This window comes from Buttiauxella sp. S19-1 (assembly GCF_022134725.1).
In the GTDB taxonomy this organism is placed as follows: domain Bacteria; phylum Pseudomonadota; class Gammaproteobacteria; order Enterobacterales; family Enterobacteriaceae; genus Buttiauxella; species Buttiauxella ferragutiae.
Genome location: NZ_JAHWLU010000051.1, coordinates 1 through 13911, shown reverse-complemented (window position 1 = coordinate 13911; position 13911 = coordinate 1). Strand labels below are relative to the sequence as shown.

The 13911-nt window shown below is 50.7% G+C and carries 11 protein-coding genes; 3 read left to right on the top strand and 8 right to left on the bottom strand.

Translation table 11 applies throughout. From position 1 onward, the window contains the following. Position 1: 1 nt before the first annotated feature. On the bottom strand, positions 2 to 445 hold the full coding sequence (wzb, locus tag MES37_RS12940) for a low molecular weight protein-tyrosine-phosphatase Wzb (protein ID WP_064545197.1): 444 nt from the start codon (positions 443 to 445) through the stop codon (positions 2 to 4). A 6-nt stretch (positions 446 to 451) separates the two neighbouring features. Continuing rightward, positions 452 to 1585: a polysaccharide export protein gene (locus MES37_RS12935; protein ID WP_064545195.1), complete on the bottom strand. Its 1134-nt coding sequence runs from the start codon at positions 1583 to 1585 to the stop codon at positions 452 to 454. Positions 1586 to 2245: 660 nt separating this feature from the next. Between MES37_RS12935 and MES37_RS12930 the strand changes: the two genes are divergently transcribed. Beyond that, on the top strand, positions 2246 to 3826 hold the full coding sequence (locus MES37_RS12930; RefSeq protein ID WP_237931640.1) for a TerC family protein: 1581 nt from the start codon (positions 2246 to 2248) through the stop codon (positions 3824 to 3826). A gap of 105 nt (positions 3827 to 3931) precedes the next feature. On the opposite strand, the gene asmA is transcribed toward MES37_RS12930, so the two are convergent. The 3 genes from asmA to udk all read right to left on the bottom strand — a co-directional run bounded on the left by asmA (position 3932) and on the right by udk (position 7109). Further along, positions 3932 to 5776 carry an outer membrane assembly protein AsmA gene (asmA, locus tag MES37_RS12925; RefSeq protein ID WP_237931625.1) on the bottom strand — a complete coding sequence of 615 codons (1845 nt, stop codon included), beginning with the start codon at positions 5774 to 5776 and terminating at the stop codon, positions 3932 to 3934. Between the two features lie 23 nt (positions 5777 to 5799). After that, complete coding sequence (gene dcd, locus MES37_RS12920; protein WP_064545189.1) at positions 5800 to 6381, bottom strand: dCTP deaminase; 582 nt, start codon at positions 6379 to 6381, stop codon at positions 5800 to 5802. An 86-nt stretch (positions 6382 to 6467) separates the two neighbouring features. Further along, positions 6468 to 7109, bottom strand: coding sequence for a uridine kinase (udk, locus tag MES37_RS12915; protein ID WP_064545187.1), 642 nt, complete (start codon positions 7107 to 7109; stop codon positions 6468 to 6470). 360 nt (positions 7110 to 7469) lie between these two features. On the opposite strand from udk, the gene MES37_RS12910 reads away from it, so the two are divergent. After that, the gene (locus MES37_RS12910) at positions 7470 to 10802 is read left to right on the top strand and encodes a diguanylate cyclase (RefSeq protein ID WP_064545185.1); all 3333 of its coding nucleotides are present in this window, start codon (positions 7470 to 7472) and stop codon (positions 10800 to 10802) included. A 20-nt stretch (positions 10803 to 10822) separates the two neighbouring features. Here MES37_RS12910 and alkA read toward each other — a convergent pair whose 3' ends face one another. Next, positions 10823 to 11674 (bottom strand): DNA-3-methyladenine glycosylase 2, encoded by an 852-nt coding sequence (gene alkA / locus MES37_RS12905; protein ID WP_121815292.1) that lies wholly within the window; start codon positions 11672 to 11674, stop codon positions 10823 to 10825. Between the two features lie 97 nt (positions 11675 to 11771). On the opposite strand from alkA, the gene yegD reads away from it, so the two are divergent. After that, entirely contained in the window at positions 11772 to 13130 is a 1359-nt protein-coding gene (gene yegD, locus MES37_RS12900; protein ID WP_064545181.1) for a molecular chaperone, read from the top strand. Positions 13131 to 13161: 31 nt separating this feature from the next. Here yegD and MES37_RS12895 read toward each other — a convergent pair whose 3' ends face one another. Both MES37_RS12895 and MES37_RS12890 read right to left on the bottom strand, forming a co-directional pair. Continuing rightward, positions 13162 to 13479: a helix-turn-helix domain-containing protein gene (locus MES37_RS12895; RefSeq protein ID WP_064545179.1), complete on the bottom strand. Its 318-nt coding sequence runs from the start codon at positions 13477 to 13479 to the stop codon at positions 13162 to 13164. Position 13480: 1 nt separating this feature from the next. After that, positions 13481 to 13828 carry a type II toxin-antitoxin system RelE/ParE family toxin gene (locus MES37_RS12890; RefSeq protein ID WP_064545177.1) on the bottom strand — a complete coding sequence of 116 codons (348 nt, stop codon included), beginning with the start codon at positions 13826 to 13828 and terminating at the stop codon, positions 13481 to 13483. Positions 13829 to 13911: the final 83 nt, after the last annotated feature.

Below are 13911 nucleotides of genomic sequence, written 5' to 3'. Positions count from 1 at the left end.
GTTATCCCTGATGAGCGTTGAGTGCATGAGCCCATTTTTGGGCGCTCTGGTCCAGAAGACCGTAAACCGCTTCAAAAGCGTCGTGGCTTTTGCGATACGGGTCGGGAATTTCCCGCTCCGCATCCCAGTGACCAAACAACATCACCTTGCCGCGCATCTCTGGAGCCATTTCGCAAATTGCCGAAATATGGCGCTTTTCCATCGCGAGAATCAGATCGTATTCGCGACACAGTTTGCCGGAGATCTGTTTCGCGCAATGCCCCTCAAGTGAGAGGTTATGTTGTTGCGCCACACGTACAGCGCCAACATCAGCCCCTTTCCCCACCAGTGCCCCGAGCCCCGCCGAGGTCACGGTAAGCTGCGGGTGATAACTTTTCAGTAACCGCTCAGCGGTTGGGGAACGGCAGATGTTCCCCACACAGACAACCAATATTTTGTTGAACATAGCGCCTTACCAGGTATGGATATCTTTGACGGTGTCCGTCATATAACGAACGCCACTGATGGTTGGCAGCAGTTGGTTGATCAGACGGTTCCAGCGCGTGACCGGTGCGGTGGTGACATACACCACGTCATAAGGCTGCAACTGGAATTCGGTGCCCATCACCAGCGAAGTCGCATCGGACATATCAAGCTGATAAATGTTGGCAATTTTGCCGCCCTGCTTCTCTTTGATTGGACGAATCACAAAGATACCGCTGGCGTTTGAGGCGGTCATATCCAGACCTTCGGCCTGGCCGAGCGCTTCGGTCAGCGTCATGCCGCTGAAGTCCATTTTCAGGGTGGTCTGTTTCTTCACTTCGCCCATCACGAACACTTTCAGATCGTCATTGCGTGGCACGAATAAAATGTCGCCAGGATAGAGCAGATGGTTCTGGCTCAGGTCACCGTTTTGCATCAACGCTTGCAGGGAAATCCGTTTTTCCTGGCCGTTGTGCGTCAGCACGACGTTGCGCCAGTCGGCAGCATCGGTCAGGCCACCTGCGGCATTGATCGCATCCAGAACGGTGAGCGGGACGTTGGTAATCGCCTGCTGCCCTGATTTGTTGACCTGGCCCGAGACGTACGCTTTTTGAGATCTAAACCCAGCGATATTAACGTCCACCTGCGGATCTGCGATGTACGTCGCAAGGCGGCTGGTAATATCACTACGAATTTCAGAAAGGGTTTTACCGGTAACTTTTACTTTGCCGACGTACGGGTAGAACATCGTGCCGTCAGACTGCACCCAGTTACCGGCGTCGCTTGAGCTACGGTATTGGCCCGCAGGCGTGGTCAGTTCCGGGTGATCCCAGACGGTGACGTTCAGGACATCCCCTGGCCCTACGCGATATTGATAAGCAGAAATTTCCTGATCGAGGGACATATTTGGCTGCGCGACAGCCGGACGAACACGTAATTGTTCTACCAGGCGCGGTGTTAACGGATACACGTTAACCATACGGTCCAGATTGAAATCTGAATCCTGTTGCTTGATAACATCTTTCCCCATCGTTGACATATTACTTCCGGGGAGGACTGTGCAACCACTCATAAGGGTTACCGACACCAATAAAGGCATCAATTTAAGTTTGTATTTTATCATTGAGTATTTATCACTATGGCAGAGTAATTATCCTGAACGAATAAAATAAGTGACTCGTTAGGTTTATGAATGAGGCATGAATTGAAACCTGGTTGCCGTTAGGAATAACTGGCATCAATCCTAAAAAAACACTTATTTCCCGACATCCTATTGACAGAATAATTGAGGCTTATTCTCTGGCCTTCAAGCATGCTACCGCCCCTGGCTTGCAGCTACCAACCCACTAAAAATAAAATAGTTTTGTATACAGGAAATAATAAAAATACATCTATTATCAGATAACGATATCGATTGTTGCAGTTAAGCCTATATCAGGCAAGGCACCACCGAACAATATCGGGACTTTTAAGAATAATATTAACCGCACATTTATATCGCTTTAGGATTTTCTTTATATTGACAGAAAATTAATAAGTGGTACGTCAAACAATAATATACAGAACTATCTCATGTGAATTTCATTATAAGAAAATGCAATCGGCGTTTATTTCACAAAATAATGAATCGTTTACCATGGCAATTAAAAGGTTTTAAGCGGAGGATTACCTGGCATTTAAGCGGTGCAGGATTTATCCCACCCCTGACATTGCATTTTTTATCCTGGTTCACCATCATTTCATGGTGACATTTGTCATCTTTAGTGGAGCTACTGAAAAGCATATGGAGTGGATTGCCGACCCCTCGATTTGGGCAGGCCTGGTAACACTGGTCGTTATTGAGCTAGTCCTTGGAATCGATAACCTGGTGTTTATTGCTATTCTTGCCGAAAAATTACCTCCAGCCCAACGTGACCGCGCACGCGTAACCGGGCTTATCCTCGCCATGTTGATGCGCTTGCTGTTGCTGGCCTCGATATCATGGCTTGTCACGCTGACTCGCCCGCTGTTTCATGTCGCCGATCTCGCCTTTAGTGCGAGGGATCTGATCATGTTATTCGGCGGGTTGTTCCTGATATTCAAAGCGACCGTTGAACTTAATGAGCGGCTCGAGGGCAAAGACAGCGAAAGCCAGACCCAGCGGCGCGGGGCGCGGTTCTGGCCCGTGGTGATGCAAATTGTGGTTCTGGATGCCGTGTTTTCGCTGGATTCGGTGATTACGGCCGTCGGGATGGTTGACCATCTACCCGTCATGATGGCGGCGGTGATTATCGCGATTTGCCTGATGCTGTTAGCCAGCAAAGCGCTGACACGTTTTGTGAATAGCCATCCGACTATTGTGATTTTGTGCCTGAGCTTCCTGCTGATGATTGGTTTTAGCCTGGTGGCTGACGGCTTTGGCTACCATATCCCGAAAGGTTATTTGTACGCCGCCATTGGCTTCTCAGTGATCATTGAAAGTCTGAACCAACTCGCCATTTTCAATCGCCGCCGCTTCTTATCAGCCGACCAGTCGTTGCGCCAGCGCACTGCTGAAGCCGTGTTGCGTTTGTTAAACGGTAAAAAGGAAGAGGCTGAGTTAGACGCACAGACGGCAGCGTTGATTGCCGATCACGCGCAGCAAGACGAAATTTTCGAACCGCAAGAACGGCTGATGATTGAACGTGTGCTGAACCTGAACCAGCGCACAGTGAGCAGCATCATGACCTCACGCCATGACGTCGAACACATCAACCTGAGTGAGCCCGAGCCAGAGATCCGCGCGCTACTGGATAAAAACCAACATACCCGCGTGGTGATAACCGGAGATGACGATGAAATTCTGGGTGTGGTGCATATCATCGATTTGCTCCAGCAGTCGCTTAATGGCGAGCCGTTAAATCTTGAAGTGCTGATTCGCCAGCCACTGGTTTTCCCGGAAACACTGCCGTTGCTGACGGCGCTGGAGCAATTCCGTCATGGCCGTACACACTTTGCTTTTGTGGTGGATGAGTTTGGTTCCGTCGAAGGAGTGGTGACGTTAAGTGACGTGATGGAAACCATCGCTGGTAATCTGCCCAATGAAGTGGAAGAGATCGATGCGCGCCACGACATCCAGAAAAACCCGGATGGAAGCTGGACGGCAAACGGCCATATGCCGCTCGAGGATTTAGTCCAGTACGTACCGTTGCCGCTGGAAGACAAACGTAACTATCACACTATTGCCGGGTTATTGATGGAATCGCTCCAGCATATTCCGGTCACCGGAGAAACGGTTGAGGTAGGGAATTTCCTGTTACGCACTCTGCAAGTGGAAAGCCATCGTGTTCAGAAAGTGCAGATTGTGCCGCTCGAGGACGATGAAGAGATGGATTACGAAGTGTAAGGCGCGAAGTTAATGTCGGGTGACGCTTCGCTTACCCGACCTACGAAAGAGATTTAGCCGTTGTAGGGCGGATAAGCGCAAGCGTCATCCGCCATATTGATGTGATTAAAGCTGCTTCAATAACTCTTTCACATCTTTCGAATTTTTGCTGTCTTTGTGCTTATCCAGCCAGTCATTCAATCGACGTTTCGCTTCGCTTTGCAACTGCTTACGCAACACCTGGTCGACTTGTAATGAATAATTCAGCTTCTGCCACGGGCCATACACGCGCAATGGGATTGGCGTGGTTTTCAGCACTTCAATCAGCTTGCTGTCCCCTTCCCAACCGCCCAGCACGGTGACATTAAACCGGGTATCACATTGCTGTTTGACTAAATCCAGTGAACCTTGCCCGGTCAGCTCCAGCATAGAAGATTTCCCTTCCATTTTCTTGAGCTCCAGATTGCCGTTATTGAGTCTGGCCTGCGCCGTGAGGTTATCAAGCGTTGTGACATTGTCGAAGTTTTGTTTAGCCTGCACATCGCTATTGCTGCGCGTTACCGCTTGCTGAATCAGCTGCTGGAAGTTCATCCCCTGCATAGTGGAATTTGACAGGGTAATGCTCGCATCACCTTGCCAACTGCGGCGGAAAGCGTCGGCATTGAGTTTGTCGCCGTTAAACTCCCCTTCCATCGACAGCAAGCCAGACAGGGCAATCGGATAGTCGAAGGCAGTCAGAATCTGCCCGATCTCGATGTTGTCTACTTTCGGATGGAAGGTTAATTGCGGTGGGTTGTTGCGAACATCAAGTTCACCCGGGAACGACATGCTACCGCGCCCCAGATTCCCCGTCAGCTCAGACACCGTCATCAGACCATACTGGTTAGTCATCGCCGATTGCACATCGGTGAAGTTCAGCCCGCGCCAGCGCACACTGGAAGCGGCAAGGTTAACCTGCGCACTAAAGCCGCGCAGGTTCTGGTAAGTGGTATCTTCAATTCCTGAGGCGATAATCGGCCGTGGCAACGTCGGTTGCTGTTGCGCCCGCTGTACAGCCTGGGTGTTGGTTACTGCATTCGCAGCCACCAGAGCATCGAGATTCAATTTATTGGAGCGGAGATTGAGCACCCACTGAGGTTTCTCTTCCAGCACCACACTCGCGCTACCTTGCAAATCACTGTCGTTCGCCGTCAATTGCAACTGACTGAGTTCGAGACGACGCTCAGGTTCAATCCAGCGTGCCGTCATCGAGCTGGTGCCTGAAATCCCGTTAGCAGGAAGATCGGCCCCTTGAAGCTGGTAATTGAACTTAGAGATAGTGGCGCTAAGCTGCTGCGGATAATCGGCAGCATTCAGATCGGCGACCAACGACATGTTCATATCGCGTTGATCGCGGTTAATACGGCTGCTCAGCTCAATGTGCGCCTGTTTTTTCTCATTCTGCTCCATTTGCAGATTGATATTACGCACCGTGATTTGCTCGTCACCGGTGTGCTGGAACACCAACACGCTGTCGGCAACTTTCAATTTGGCGATATCGAAAGACCAACCTCGTGTTTCGTCAGGTTCCGGGATATTGCCTGATGGGCCAACTGGGGCATCTTTCGCACGGCGCTCTTCAGTTTGCGGGGTAAGTTGAATCACCGCTCCTTTGAGCATCACCTGGTGAACTTTTAATTGGTGGGAAATCAGCGGAATTAACGCGACATCCAGACGCATGTTTTCAGCCGTGAGTAATGGCTGGCTGGCGCCGGGTGCCGTGAGTGACATACGCCCGGATAAAATACTCAGTTGTGGCCAGACGTGCCAACGCAGTGGGCCATCCAGATTCAACTGGTAGCCACTGCGTGATTCAACCTGGCGCACCATATATGCACGAAAGTCATTGGGGTTAACCAACAGCACCAACGCAGAAAGACCGGCTATCAGTACCACCAGCAAGATCATCAGCGTGGTTAAAAATCGTTTCATACAGCCCTCATACAGATGGGAACTCAGTCCTTATCAATACGGCTTGCAACCGCACCTTGCTGATCGCGATATTTTGCATCCTGGCGGCTGTTATAAGGGCGTGCCGCCGGGCCTGAGAGTGGCTCGAAGCTCAGTGCACCGATCATCATGCCAGGGCGTAAAGCCAGCGGTAGTTTACCGGAATTATAGAACTCAAGAACGATACAGCCATGCCAGCCAGGGTCAATACGGTGCGCGGTGACGTGCACCATCAGCCCCAAACGTGCCAGGGATGAACGTCCATCTAACCAACCGACTAAATCAGCAGGCAGCGTAACGGATTCAAGCGTGACCGCCAGCGCCAACTCGCCAGGGTGCAGGTAGAAGGCATCGCCTTCGTTGAGGACAATTTCGTCGCTCATCACGCGTTCAAGAGCGGCGCTCACTTCATCTTTCGGGCCGCTTAAATCAATAAACGGTGCTGTATGGCCGCTGAAGGTACGGAATTTGTTCCCCAAACGGACATCAACAGTCGCACCGCTAATGCGTTCAACTGGCGGACGAGGGGTAATCGTTAAGCGCCCGTCATCAAGCCAGGCTTCTATATCGCGGTCACACAAACGCATCGTTGATGCTCCTTATCAAGCTCAGTTTTGGTTACCCTGCCACAGCGCGCCAGATATAGCCACGCTACGACAGGTAAATACCAGGGTTATTCAAAGAACTGACTGATTTTCGCCTTCAGAATATCAATGGCGATACGGTTTTTTCCCCCGCGCGGCACGATAATATCGGCATACTGCTTGGAGGGTTCGATGAATTGTAAAAACATAGGACGAACGGTTTTCTGATACTGGGCCATCACCGAATCCATTGAACGGCCACGTTCGTTAACATCGCGTTTCATACGGCGCATCAGGCAAATATCCAGCGGCGTATCCACAAAGATGGAGAAGTTCATCTCTTCGCGCAGGCGCGCATCGGTCAGCAACAAAATCCCTTCCAGAATTATCACTTTCTTGGGCATTAAGTGAACAGTGTTACCGGTACGGGTATGTTCCACATAGCTATAAACCGGCAGCTCAATCGGATTACCGGCTTTCAGCGACTGAAGATGCTGGAACAGCAAATTGTGGTCCATCGCGTTGGGATGGTCGTAATTGGTCTTGACTCGTTCTTCCATCGAAAGATGGCTTTGGTCTTTGTAGTAACTGTCTTCTGGAATGACACCAATGTGTTCATCACCAACCTGATCACGCAGTTCGCGATACAGTGTGCTGGCTATAAGACTTTTTCCTGAAGCCGACGCACCGGCTATCCCGATGATGACGCATTGATGGGACTTGTCAGTCATGTTGTAACGAGCCTTGTTGACTTAAATGTTGAGGAGGGGCGACGTGAGAGACGTCAAACGCGGCAATTATAGGGAGATCCGCCCGCTGATACCAGAGTAATGCGCTTTGGGAGGTGATTTAAGCTACCAGACAGATAAGCTGCACAAAGCAAAGGAATCAATACCCATGCAACAAGAATGGTTTTTCACGCAAAAGGAAAATAAGTCTGTCAAATATCAGTATTTATGACTTCTTGATGCTAATTTATGACCAGACTACATAGGAAATGTAAATTGTTTGTACTAGCATAAACCGAAACTTATCTTTTTATTTGCATCCGGGCATGGCACCTGGCGGCACGCCTTAACGGATTTGCGGTAATGATCAAACAAAGCACAAAAGAGTTATTCGCGATGCCTTCCTTCGTACTGCCTGTGGGGTTGGGGCTTTTAAGCTTTATATTTACATGGTACTCGCTGGAATTATCTCTTGTAGGGACTGTTTTAGCCCCACTGTGGTTCCCGACCTCCCTAATGATGGTGGCTTTATTCCGCAATACTTTCCGTAAATGGCCCATGGTCATTGCGGTGTGTACATTAGGGAATCTGTGCGCTTCCGCTATTTTTCAGCCACTGCATGAGATTAGTCTCGGGTACACCATCATTAATATTATTGAGGCGTTGCTCGGCGCCTCATTAATGCGCCGCATGTTGCCGCAGCATAACCCGCTGCAAAACCTGAGCAATTGGGTCAAGCTGGTCATCTGTAGCGCGATCGTTCCGCCTATTGTCGGCGGCGTACTGGCGTTATGGCTGGCAGGTCCTGATAGCGGTAACCTCGCCAAAACTTTTTTCGTCTGGGTGCTCTCCGAAACTATCGGCGCGCTTGCGTTAGTGCCAACGGCGTTATTGTTTAAACCTGGCTATTTATTGCGTCATAAAAATCCCAATTTATTACTAGAAACCATATTCACTTTGGTCGTTACGTTGGCCCTTAGCTACCTGACACTGCGTTATATGCCGTGGCCATTTACCTTTATTATTGTGTTTCTGATGTGGAGTGCGATTCGCCTGCCACGTCTGGAAGCCTTTATTGTTTTCCTCGGCACATTGATGGTTGTTTCATTAATGATGGCTACTCACAACCAGGTCTCCATGGAGCCTCATACCACGGTAATGAATAATGCTCCGTGGCTCCCCTTCCTGATGATTTTATTGCCTGCCAACGTCATGACCATGGTGATGTATTCATTCCGTGAAGAGCGCAAGCACATCACTGAAAGCGAAGCGCGTTTTCGTAACGCGATGGAGTATTCCGCCATCGGTATGGCACTGGTTTCGACAGACGGCCAGTGGCTGCAAGTCAATAAATCGCTGAGCAAATTCCTCGGTTATACGGCAGAACAACTGCGTTCGCTGACGTTCCAACAAATCACCCATCCGGAAGATTTACACGCCGATCTACAGCAACTCAATATGTTGGTCAGTGGTAGTATTAATAGCTATTCGATGGAAAAACGCTATTACACCAGTAAAGGTGATGTGGTGTGGGCGTTACTGGCCGTTTCTATCGTGCGTGACGTTGACGGTTCCCCACTCTATTTAATCGCGCAAATTGAAGACATTAACGACCTCAAACATACCGAGTGGGTGAACAAACGTCTGATGGAGCGCATCACGCTGGCTAATGAAGCAGGCGGCATTGGTATTTGGGAATGGGATCTGGGGAGCGATGTTATCAGTTGGGATAAACGCATGTTCGACCTCTACGAAGTCCCGCCACATGTGAAACCAACATACGCTTTGTGGCTTGAACGTATTGTTGCAGATGACGCGGCCGCTGCTGAGAAAACGGTGCGCGATGCCCTACAAGCTCGTATTCCGTTTAAGATGGAATACCGCATCCATGTTAAAGAAGGCGTTCGCCATATCCGTTCGCTGGCAAACCGCGTGCTGAATAAAAATGGTGATGTTGAGCGCCTGCTCGGCATCAACATGGATATGACGGAAGTTAAGCAACTGAACGAAGCGCTGTATCAGGAAAAAGAGCGTCTGCACATCACGCTGGATTCCATCGGTGAGGCCGTAGTTTGTACCGACGTCGATATGAATATCACCTTTATGAACCCGATCGCCGAAAAGCTCAGCGGCTGGCCGCAACAGCAGGCTATCGGCCAACATATTCTGGCTATCCTGCACATCACTTTCGGCGACACAGGCCCGGTGATGGAAAACATTCATAGCGGCGATTATTCACGCACCACCATCGAACATGAGGTGGTTCTGCATTGCCGTAATGGCGGCAGTTACGATATCCATTACAGCATCACGCCGCTCACCACGCTCGATGGGCAAAGTATCGGCTCAGTGCTGGTTATTCAGGATGTGACCGAATCGCGCAAAATGCTCAAACAGTTGAGTTACAGCGCCTCGCACGATGGGCTAACCCACCTTGCCAACCGCGTCAGCTTCGAAAATCATCTCAAACGTTTGCTGCAAAGTGCCGGAGAAAATCGTCAACGCCATGCCCTGGTGTTTATCGACCTCGACCGCTTTAAAGCGGTAAACGACACCGCAGGTCACGCTGCTGGCGATGCGTTACTGCGTGAATTGTCGTCATTGATGCTCAGCATGTTACGCACCGGCGATTTCCTCGCGCGCCTGGGTGGCGATGAATTTGGCTTACTGCTGCCTGATTGCTCATCGGATAATGCGCGCCATATTTCTGAGCGAATAATCCAAAGCATTAACGACTATCACTTTACGTGGAATGGGCGTTTACATCGTATCGGCGCAAGTGCCGGTATCACGCAAGTTGATGCCGACAACCGTATTGCGTCTGAAGTACTCTCGCAGGCAGATATTGCCTGCTACGCCTCGAAGAATGGCGGGCGTGGCCGGGTTACGGTGTTTGAATCTTCACAGCACAGCATCCGCAAAGAGAATCAAAACCTGCCGATGGATGAGCAAAAGCGCATCATTAACGACAGCCCAATCCTGATGGTCGCCCGTGCCATTGCCCCACCGCGCATCCCGGAATCGACCAGTTTCTATCTGCTGTCATTACGTTTCTGGGGAAGTGACGACGCGGTGCTGGATGAGTCTGCATTCCGCGCCGCAGTAACGGACAAAGAGCTGCAATGCACGCTCGATCTGCGGATTTTCGAAGAGTTCTTCAGTAAATATGCCCAGCCAGTGACCAATAAAGGCTTTGGAGTGGCGCTAGCCCTCTCCTCTCACGGTCTCGCCAGTGACAAAGTGGTCGATGAAATCCTGGCTCGTTTAGCGCGCAGTGTGTTGCCAGCACGCTTGCTGCACCTGGTCATCCATTGCGAAGCGCTACAGAGTGAAGATGAAAAGATTGACAGCAACCTGCAACGCCTGCGTGACAGCGGCTGCCATTTAATCCTCAGTCACGTCGGGCGTGACCTCGACATCTTTAAACGAATTTCACGCCAGAAGTTCAGCTACATCATTGTTGATGAGGAACTGATTCAGAACGTGCATTCCAACCTGATGGACGAAATGATGGTCACCATTATCCACGGTCATGCACAGCGCCAGTTCCTGCAAACCATTGCCGGGCCAGCCGATATGCCGATGGTAATGGACACGCTTTCCGGCATCGGCATCGACCTGATCTATGGTGAAGCGGTCACCCAACCGCTGCCGCTGGAGATGTTGCTTAATACCAGCTATTTCGCGATTAACTGATTCCCTGTGGGAATCGGGATTCAATCGGGAATATCGGGGTGCCAACCCTCGCTATACCAAATATGCAACAACGCATAAGAACGCCAGGGTTTCCAGCGGTCGGCATAACGGCGAATTTGCGCCGGTGTCATGCCCGGGAATCGTTGCTTAATCAGGTAATCATCGGCCAGGAAGACATCGCTGGCCTGCCAGCCGCGTAAAGCAATGTAGTTTGCTGTCCAGCGGCCAATGCCTGGATACGTTGTCAGCGCCTTGACCCCTTGTTCCACATCTGCAGGGCACTGTTGCGGAAATACCCCTGCCACCATTAAACGCGCCAGATGGATAATCGCTTCGCCGCGTTTAAGCGGCATTCCCAGGGCTTTGAGCTGTTCAGGGCTTAATGATGCCAGGCGCTCGGGCGTTGGGAAAATCCGCCAGTTCGGGTCTTCGGCCATTGGCTCACCAAAAGCTTGCGCCAGTTTGCTGGCGAGTTTTGCCGCCATCGCCACACTCACCAGTTGACCTAAAATCGCCCGTATCGACTGTTCAAAAGTGTCCATACAACCCGGCAAACGCAATCCTGGGCGGGCCGCCGATAAATCCCCCAGGCTTTCAAGAATGATCTGCGGCTGGCATTCGAGATCCAGCAGTTGCTTTATACGTTGCAGAACTTCACTGGCAACCGGCTGCAAACCTGCACTCAGGGTCACATTCAACTGACAGGCCGCTTCGTCAGGAACTAGCGTCAGTAATCCCTGATAGTGACCGAGTGCAAAGCTGCGGCAGTAACGTGTTTCACTGACGGTTTCAATGCCACTGACCGCGCGGCCAGCCAGAAATCCAAACATCCACTGCCAGTCATAAGGCGGGTTGTAGTTCAGTTGATACATTATCTCGTCCTGTGGTTCGTTAACTTCTGCCCAAATAGTTGCCCGACGCCTGACATTCCGCTAAAGTCGCCCCCCTTCTTCACGGCATGGGGACGTTATGCAATTTATAGGCTTTGATTATGGTACTGCAAACTGCTCTGTAGCAGTGATGCGCGATGGTGTTCCACAAGCGCTGGAGATGGAAAACGGTTCAACATTGCTTCCGTCGATGCTGTGTGCACCAACGCGTGAAGCGGTCAGTGAGTGGTTATATCGCCATCATGAGGTTCCGGCAACCGGGAAAGAAACCCAGGCTTTGCTACGCCGTGCGGTCTCTTTTAACCGCGAAGAAGATATTGATGTTTTGCCCGCTAGTGTGCAGTTCGGGCTCAGTTCCCTGCGCCAGTACATGGAAGACCCTGAAGAGGTTTACTTTGTTAAATCGCCAAAATCTTTCCTTGGCGCCACCGGCTTAAAACCGCAGCAAGTCGCGCTGTTTGAAGATTTAGTCTGCGCCATGATGCTGCACATCCGCAATCAGGCACAAAGCCAGGTGGCCGAGCCGATTACCCAGGCCGTGATTGGCCGCCCGATTAACTTCCAGGGCTTAGGTGGCGATGAAGCAAACCAGCAAGCGCAAGGTATTCTTGACCGCGCAGCACATCGTGCTGGCTTTAAAGATGTGGTGTTTCAGTTTGAACCGGTAGCGGCGGGCCTGGATTTTGAAGCCACGCTAACCGAAGAAAAACAGGTGCTGGTCGTCGATATCGGTGGCGGTACCACCGACTGCTCAGTCTTGCTGATGGGGCCGCAATGGCGCGCCCGTCGCGACCGCGAACAAAGCCTGCTCGGCCACAGTGGCTGCCGTGTTGGCGGTAACGACCTCGATATTATGCTGGCGTTCAAACAGCTTTCCCCATTATTAGGGATGGGTGGTCAAACAGAGAAAGGCATCGCACTGCCAGTATTGCCGTGGTGGAATGCGGTGGCGATAAACGACGTTCCCGCGCAAAACGATTTTTACAGCAGTGCCAATGGCCGCATGCTCAATGAATTGGTACGCGATTCACGCGATCCTGAAAAAGTCGCGTATCTGCAAAAAGTCTGGCGTCAGCGCCTGAGCTATCGCCTGGTGCGTGCTGCGGAAGAGAGCAAAATTGCGCTTTCCGACAGCCAACAAGTCGCCACGCTGCTGCCGTTTATCAGCAAAGAATTAGGCTGCGAAATCAGCCAACCCGAGCTGGAAAGTGCGATTAGCCAGCCGCTACAACGGATTCTGGAGCAAGTCACGCTGGCACTGGAAAACAGCGCCGTGAAACCGGATGTGATTTATCTTACCGGCGGTAGCGCCCGTTCACCGTTGCTAAAACAGGCACTGGCGCAGCAATTACCAGGCATTCCGCTGGCAGGCGGCGATGATTTCGGCTCGGTGACCGCAGGTCTGGCCCGCTGGGCTGATGTGGTATTTAAAGACTAAAACACAACGCCGTGGGGAAACTCACGGCGTTTTAGATTTTCAGATGTTTCACCCCATCGGGAAATTCAATTTGCAGCGAAAGCTTGCCGCCCAGCGCTTCGATATAACGTTTTAACGTTCCCAATTTGACTTCATTACCGCGTTTTTCAATCGCCGTCACCGCCGGTTGGCTAATGCCCATCGCGTCGGCCAGTTGTTGCTGCGACCAGCCCATTTGCTCGCGAATCATATTCAAACAGCTTTCCAGAATCAGTTCCTGAGTCGCTTCAGCTATTCGTTGCTGACTTTCAGGTGAACGACGAGCAATTAACTCTTCTAATGTGCTGTAACCTTTCGGATTGTTTTTCATATTATTTTTCCTGTGACTTCAACCAAGCTATAAACTCTTTGTCCGCAATCGTGATCATCGATTCGTAGAACCGTTTAGTTTTCGACTTATCACCTGCGCACAACAGAACAGCATTCCGGCGGTAATCAAAAATATAAAATGCCCGAACGGGCTTACCCTGGTGCTGAACTCTCAACTCTTTCATGTTGGCAAAACGTGAACCATTTACAGTGTCGGCGTAGGGACGAGGCAAACAAGGCCCCCAAAACCGTAAATGCCCCATCACTGCAAGCATCTTTTCCTGAAGATCATTGTGTTGCTCATCAAACCATTCTTCATACCGTTTTGTAGTCAATATCTTCCATGTCATAGCGTCGCCTTATAAACTATAGGTTATATTTGAAATATAAACTACAGTTTATTGCTGAAGAAATGAACAGGATACTATTCAAG

Excerpts from the sequence above, each read along its gene's own strand:
- wzb (WP_064545197.1), bottom strand. The coding sequence starts at position 445 with ATGTTCAACAAAATATTGGTTGTCTGTGTGGGGAACATCTGCCGTTCC.
- MES37_RS12935 (WP_064545195.1), bottom strand. The coding sequence starts at position 1,585 with ATGATAAAATACAAACTTAAATTGATGCCTTTATTGGTGTCGGTAACC.
- MES37_RS12930 (WP_237931640.1), top strand. The coding sequence starts at position 2,246 with ATGGAGTGGATTGCCGACCCCTCGATTTGGGCAGGCCTGGTAACACTG.
- asmA (WP_237931625.1), bottom strand. The coding sequence starts at position 5,776 with ATGAAACGATTTTTAACCACGCTGATGATCTTGCTGGTGGTACTGATA.
- dcd (WP_064545189.1), bottom strand. The coding sequence starts at position 6,381 with ATGCGTTTGTGTGACCGCGATATAGAAGCCTGGCTTGATGACGGGCGC.
- udk (WP_064545187.1), bottom strand. The coding sequence starts at position 7,109 with ATGACTGACAAGTCCCATCAATGCGTCATCATCGGGATAGCCGGTGCG.
- MES37_RS12910 (WP_064545185.1), top strand. The coding sequence starts at position 7,470 with ATGATCAAACAAAGCACAAAAGAGTTATTCGCGATGCCTTCCTTCGTA.
- alkA (WP_121815292.1), bottom strand. The coding sequence starts at position 11,674 with ATGTATCAACTGAACTACAACCCGCCTTATGACTGGCAGTGGATGTTT.
- yegD (WP_064545181.1), top strand. The coding sequence starts at position 11,772 with ATGCAATTTATAGGCTTTGATTATGGTACTGCAAACTGCTCTGTAGCA.
- MES37_RS12895 (WP_064545179.1), bottom strand. The coding sequence starts at position 13,479 with ATGAAAAACAATCCGAAAGGTTACAGCACATTAGAAGAGTTAATTGCT.
- MES37_RS12890 (WP_064545177.1), bottom strand. The coding sequence starts at position 13,828 with ATGACATGGAAGATATTGACTACAAAACGGTATGAAGAATGGTTTGAT.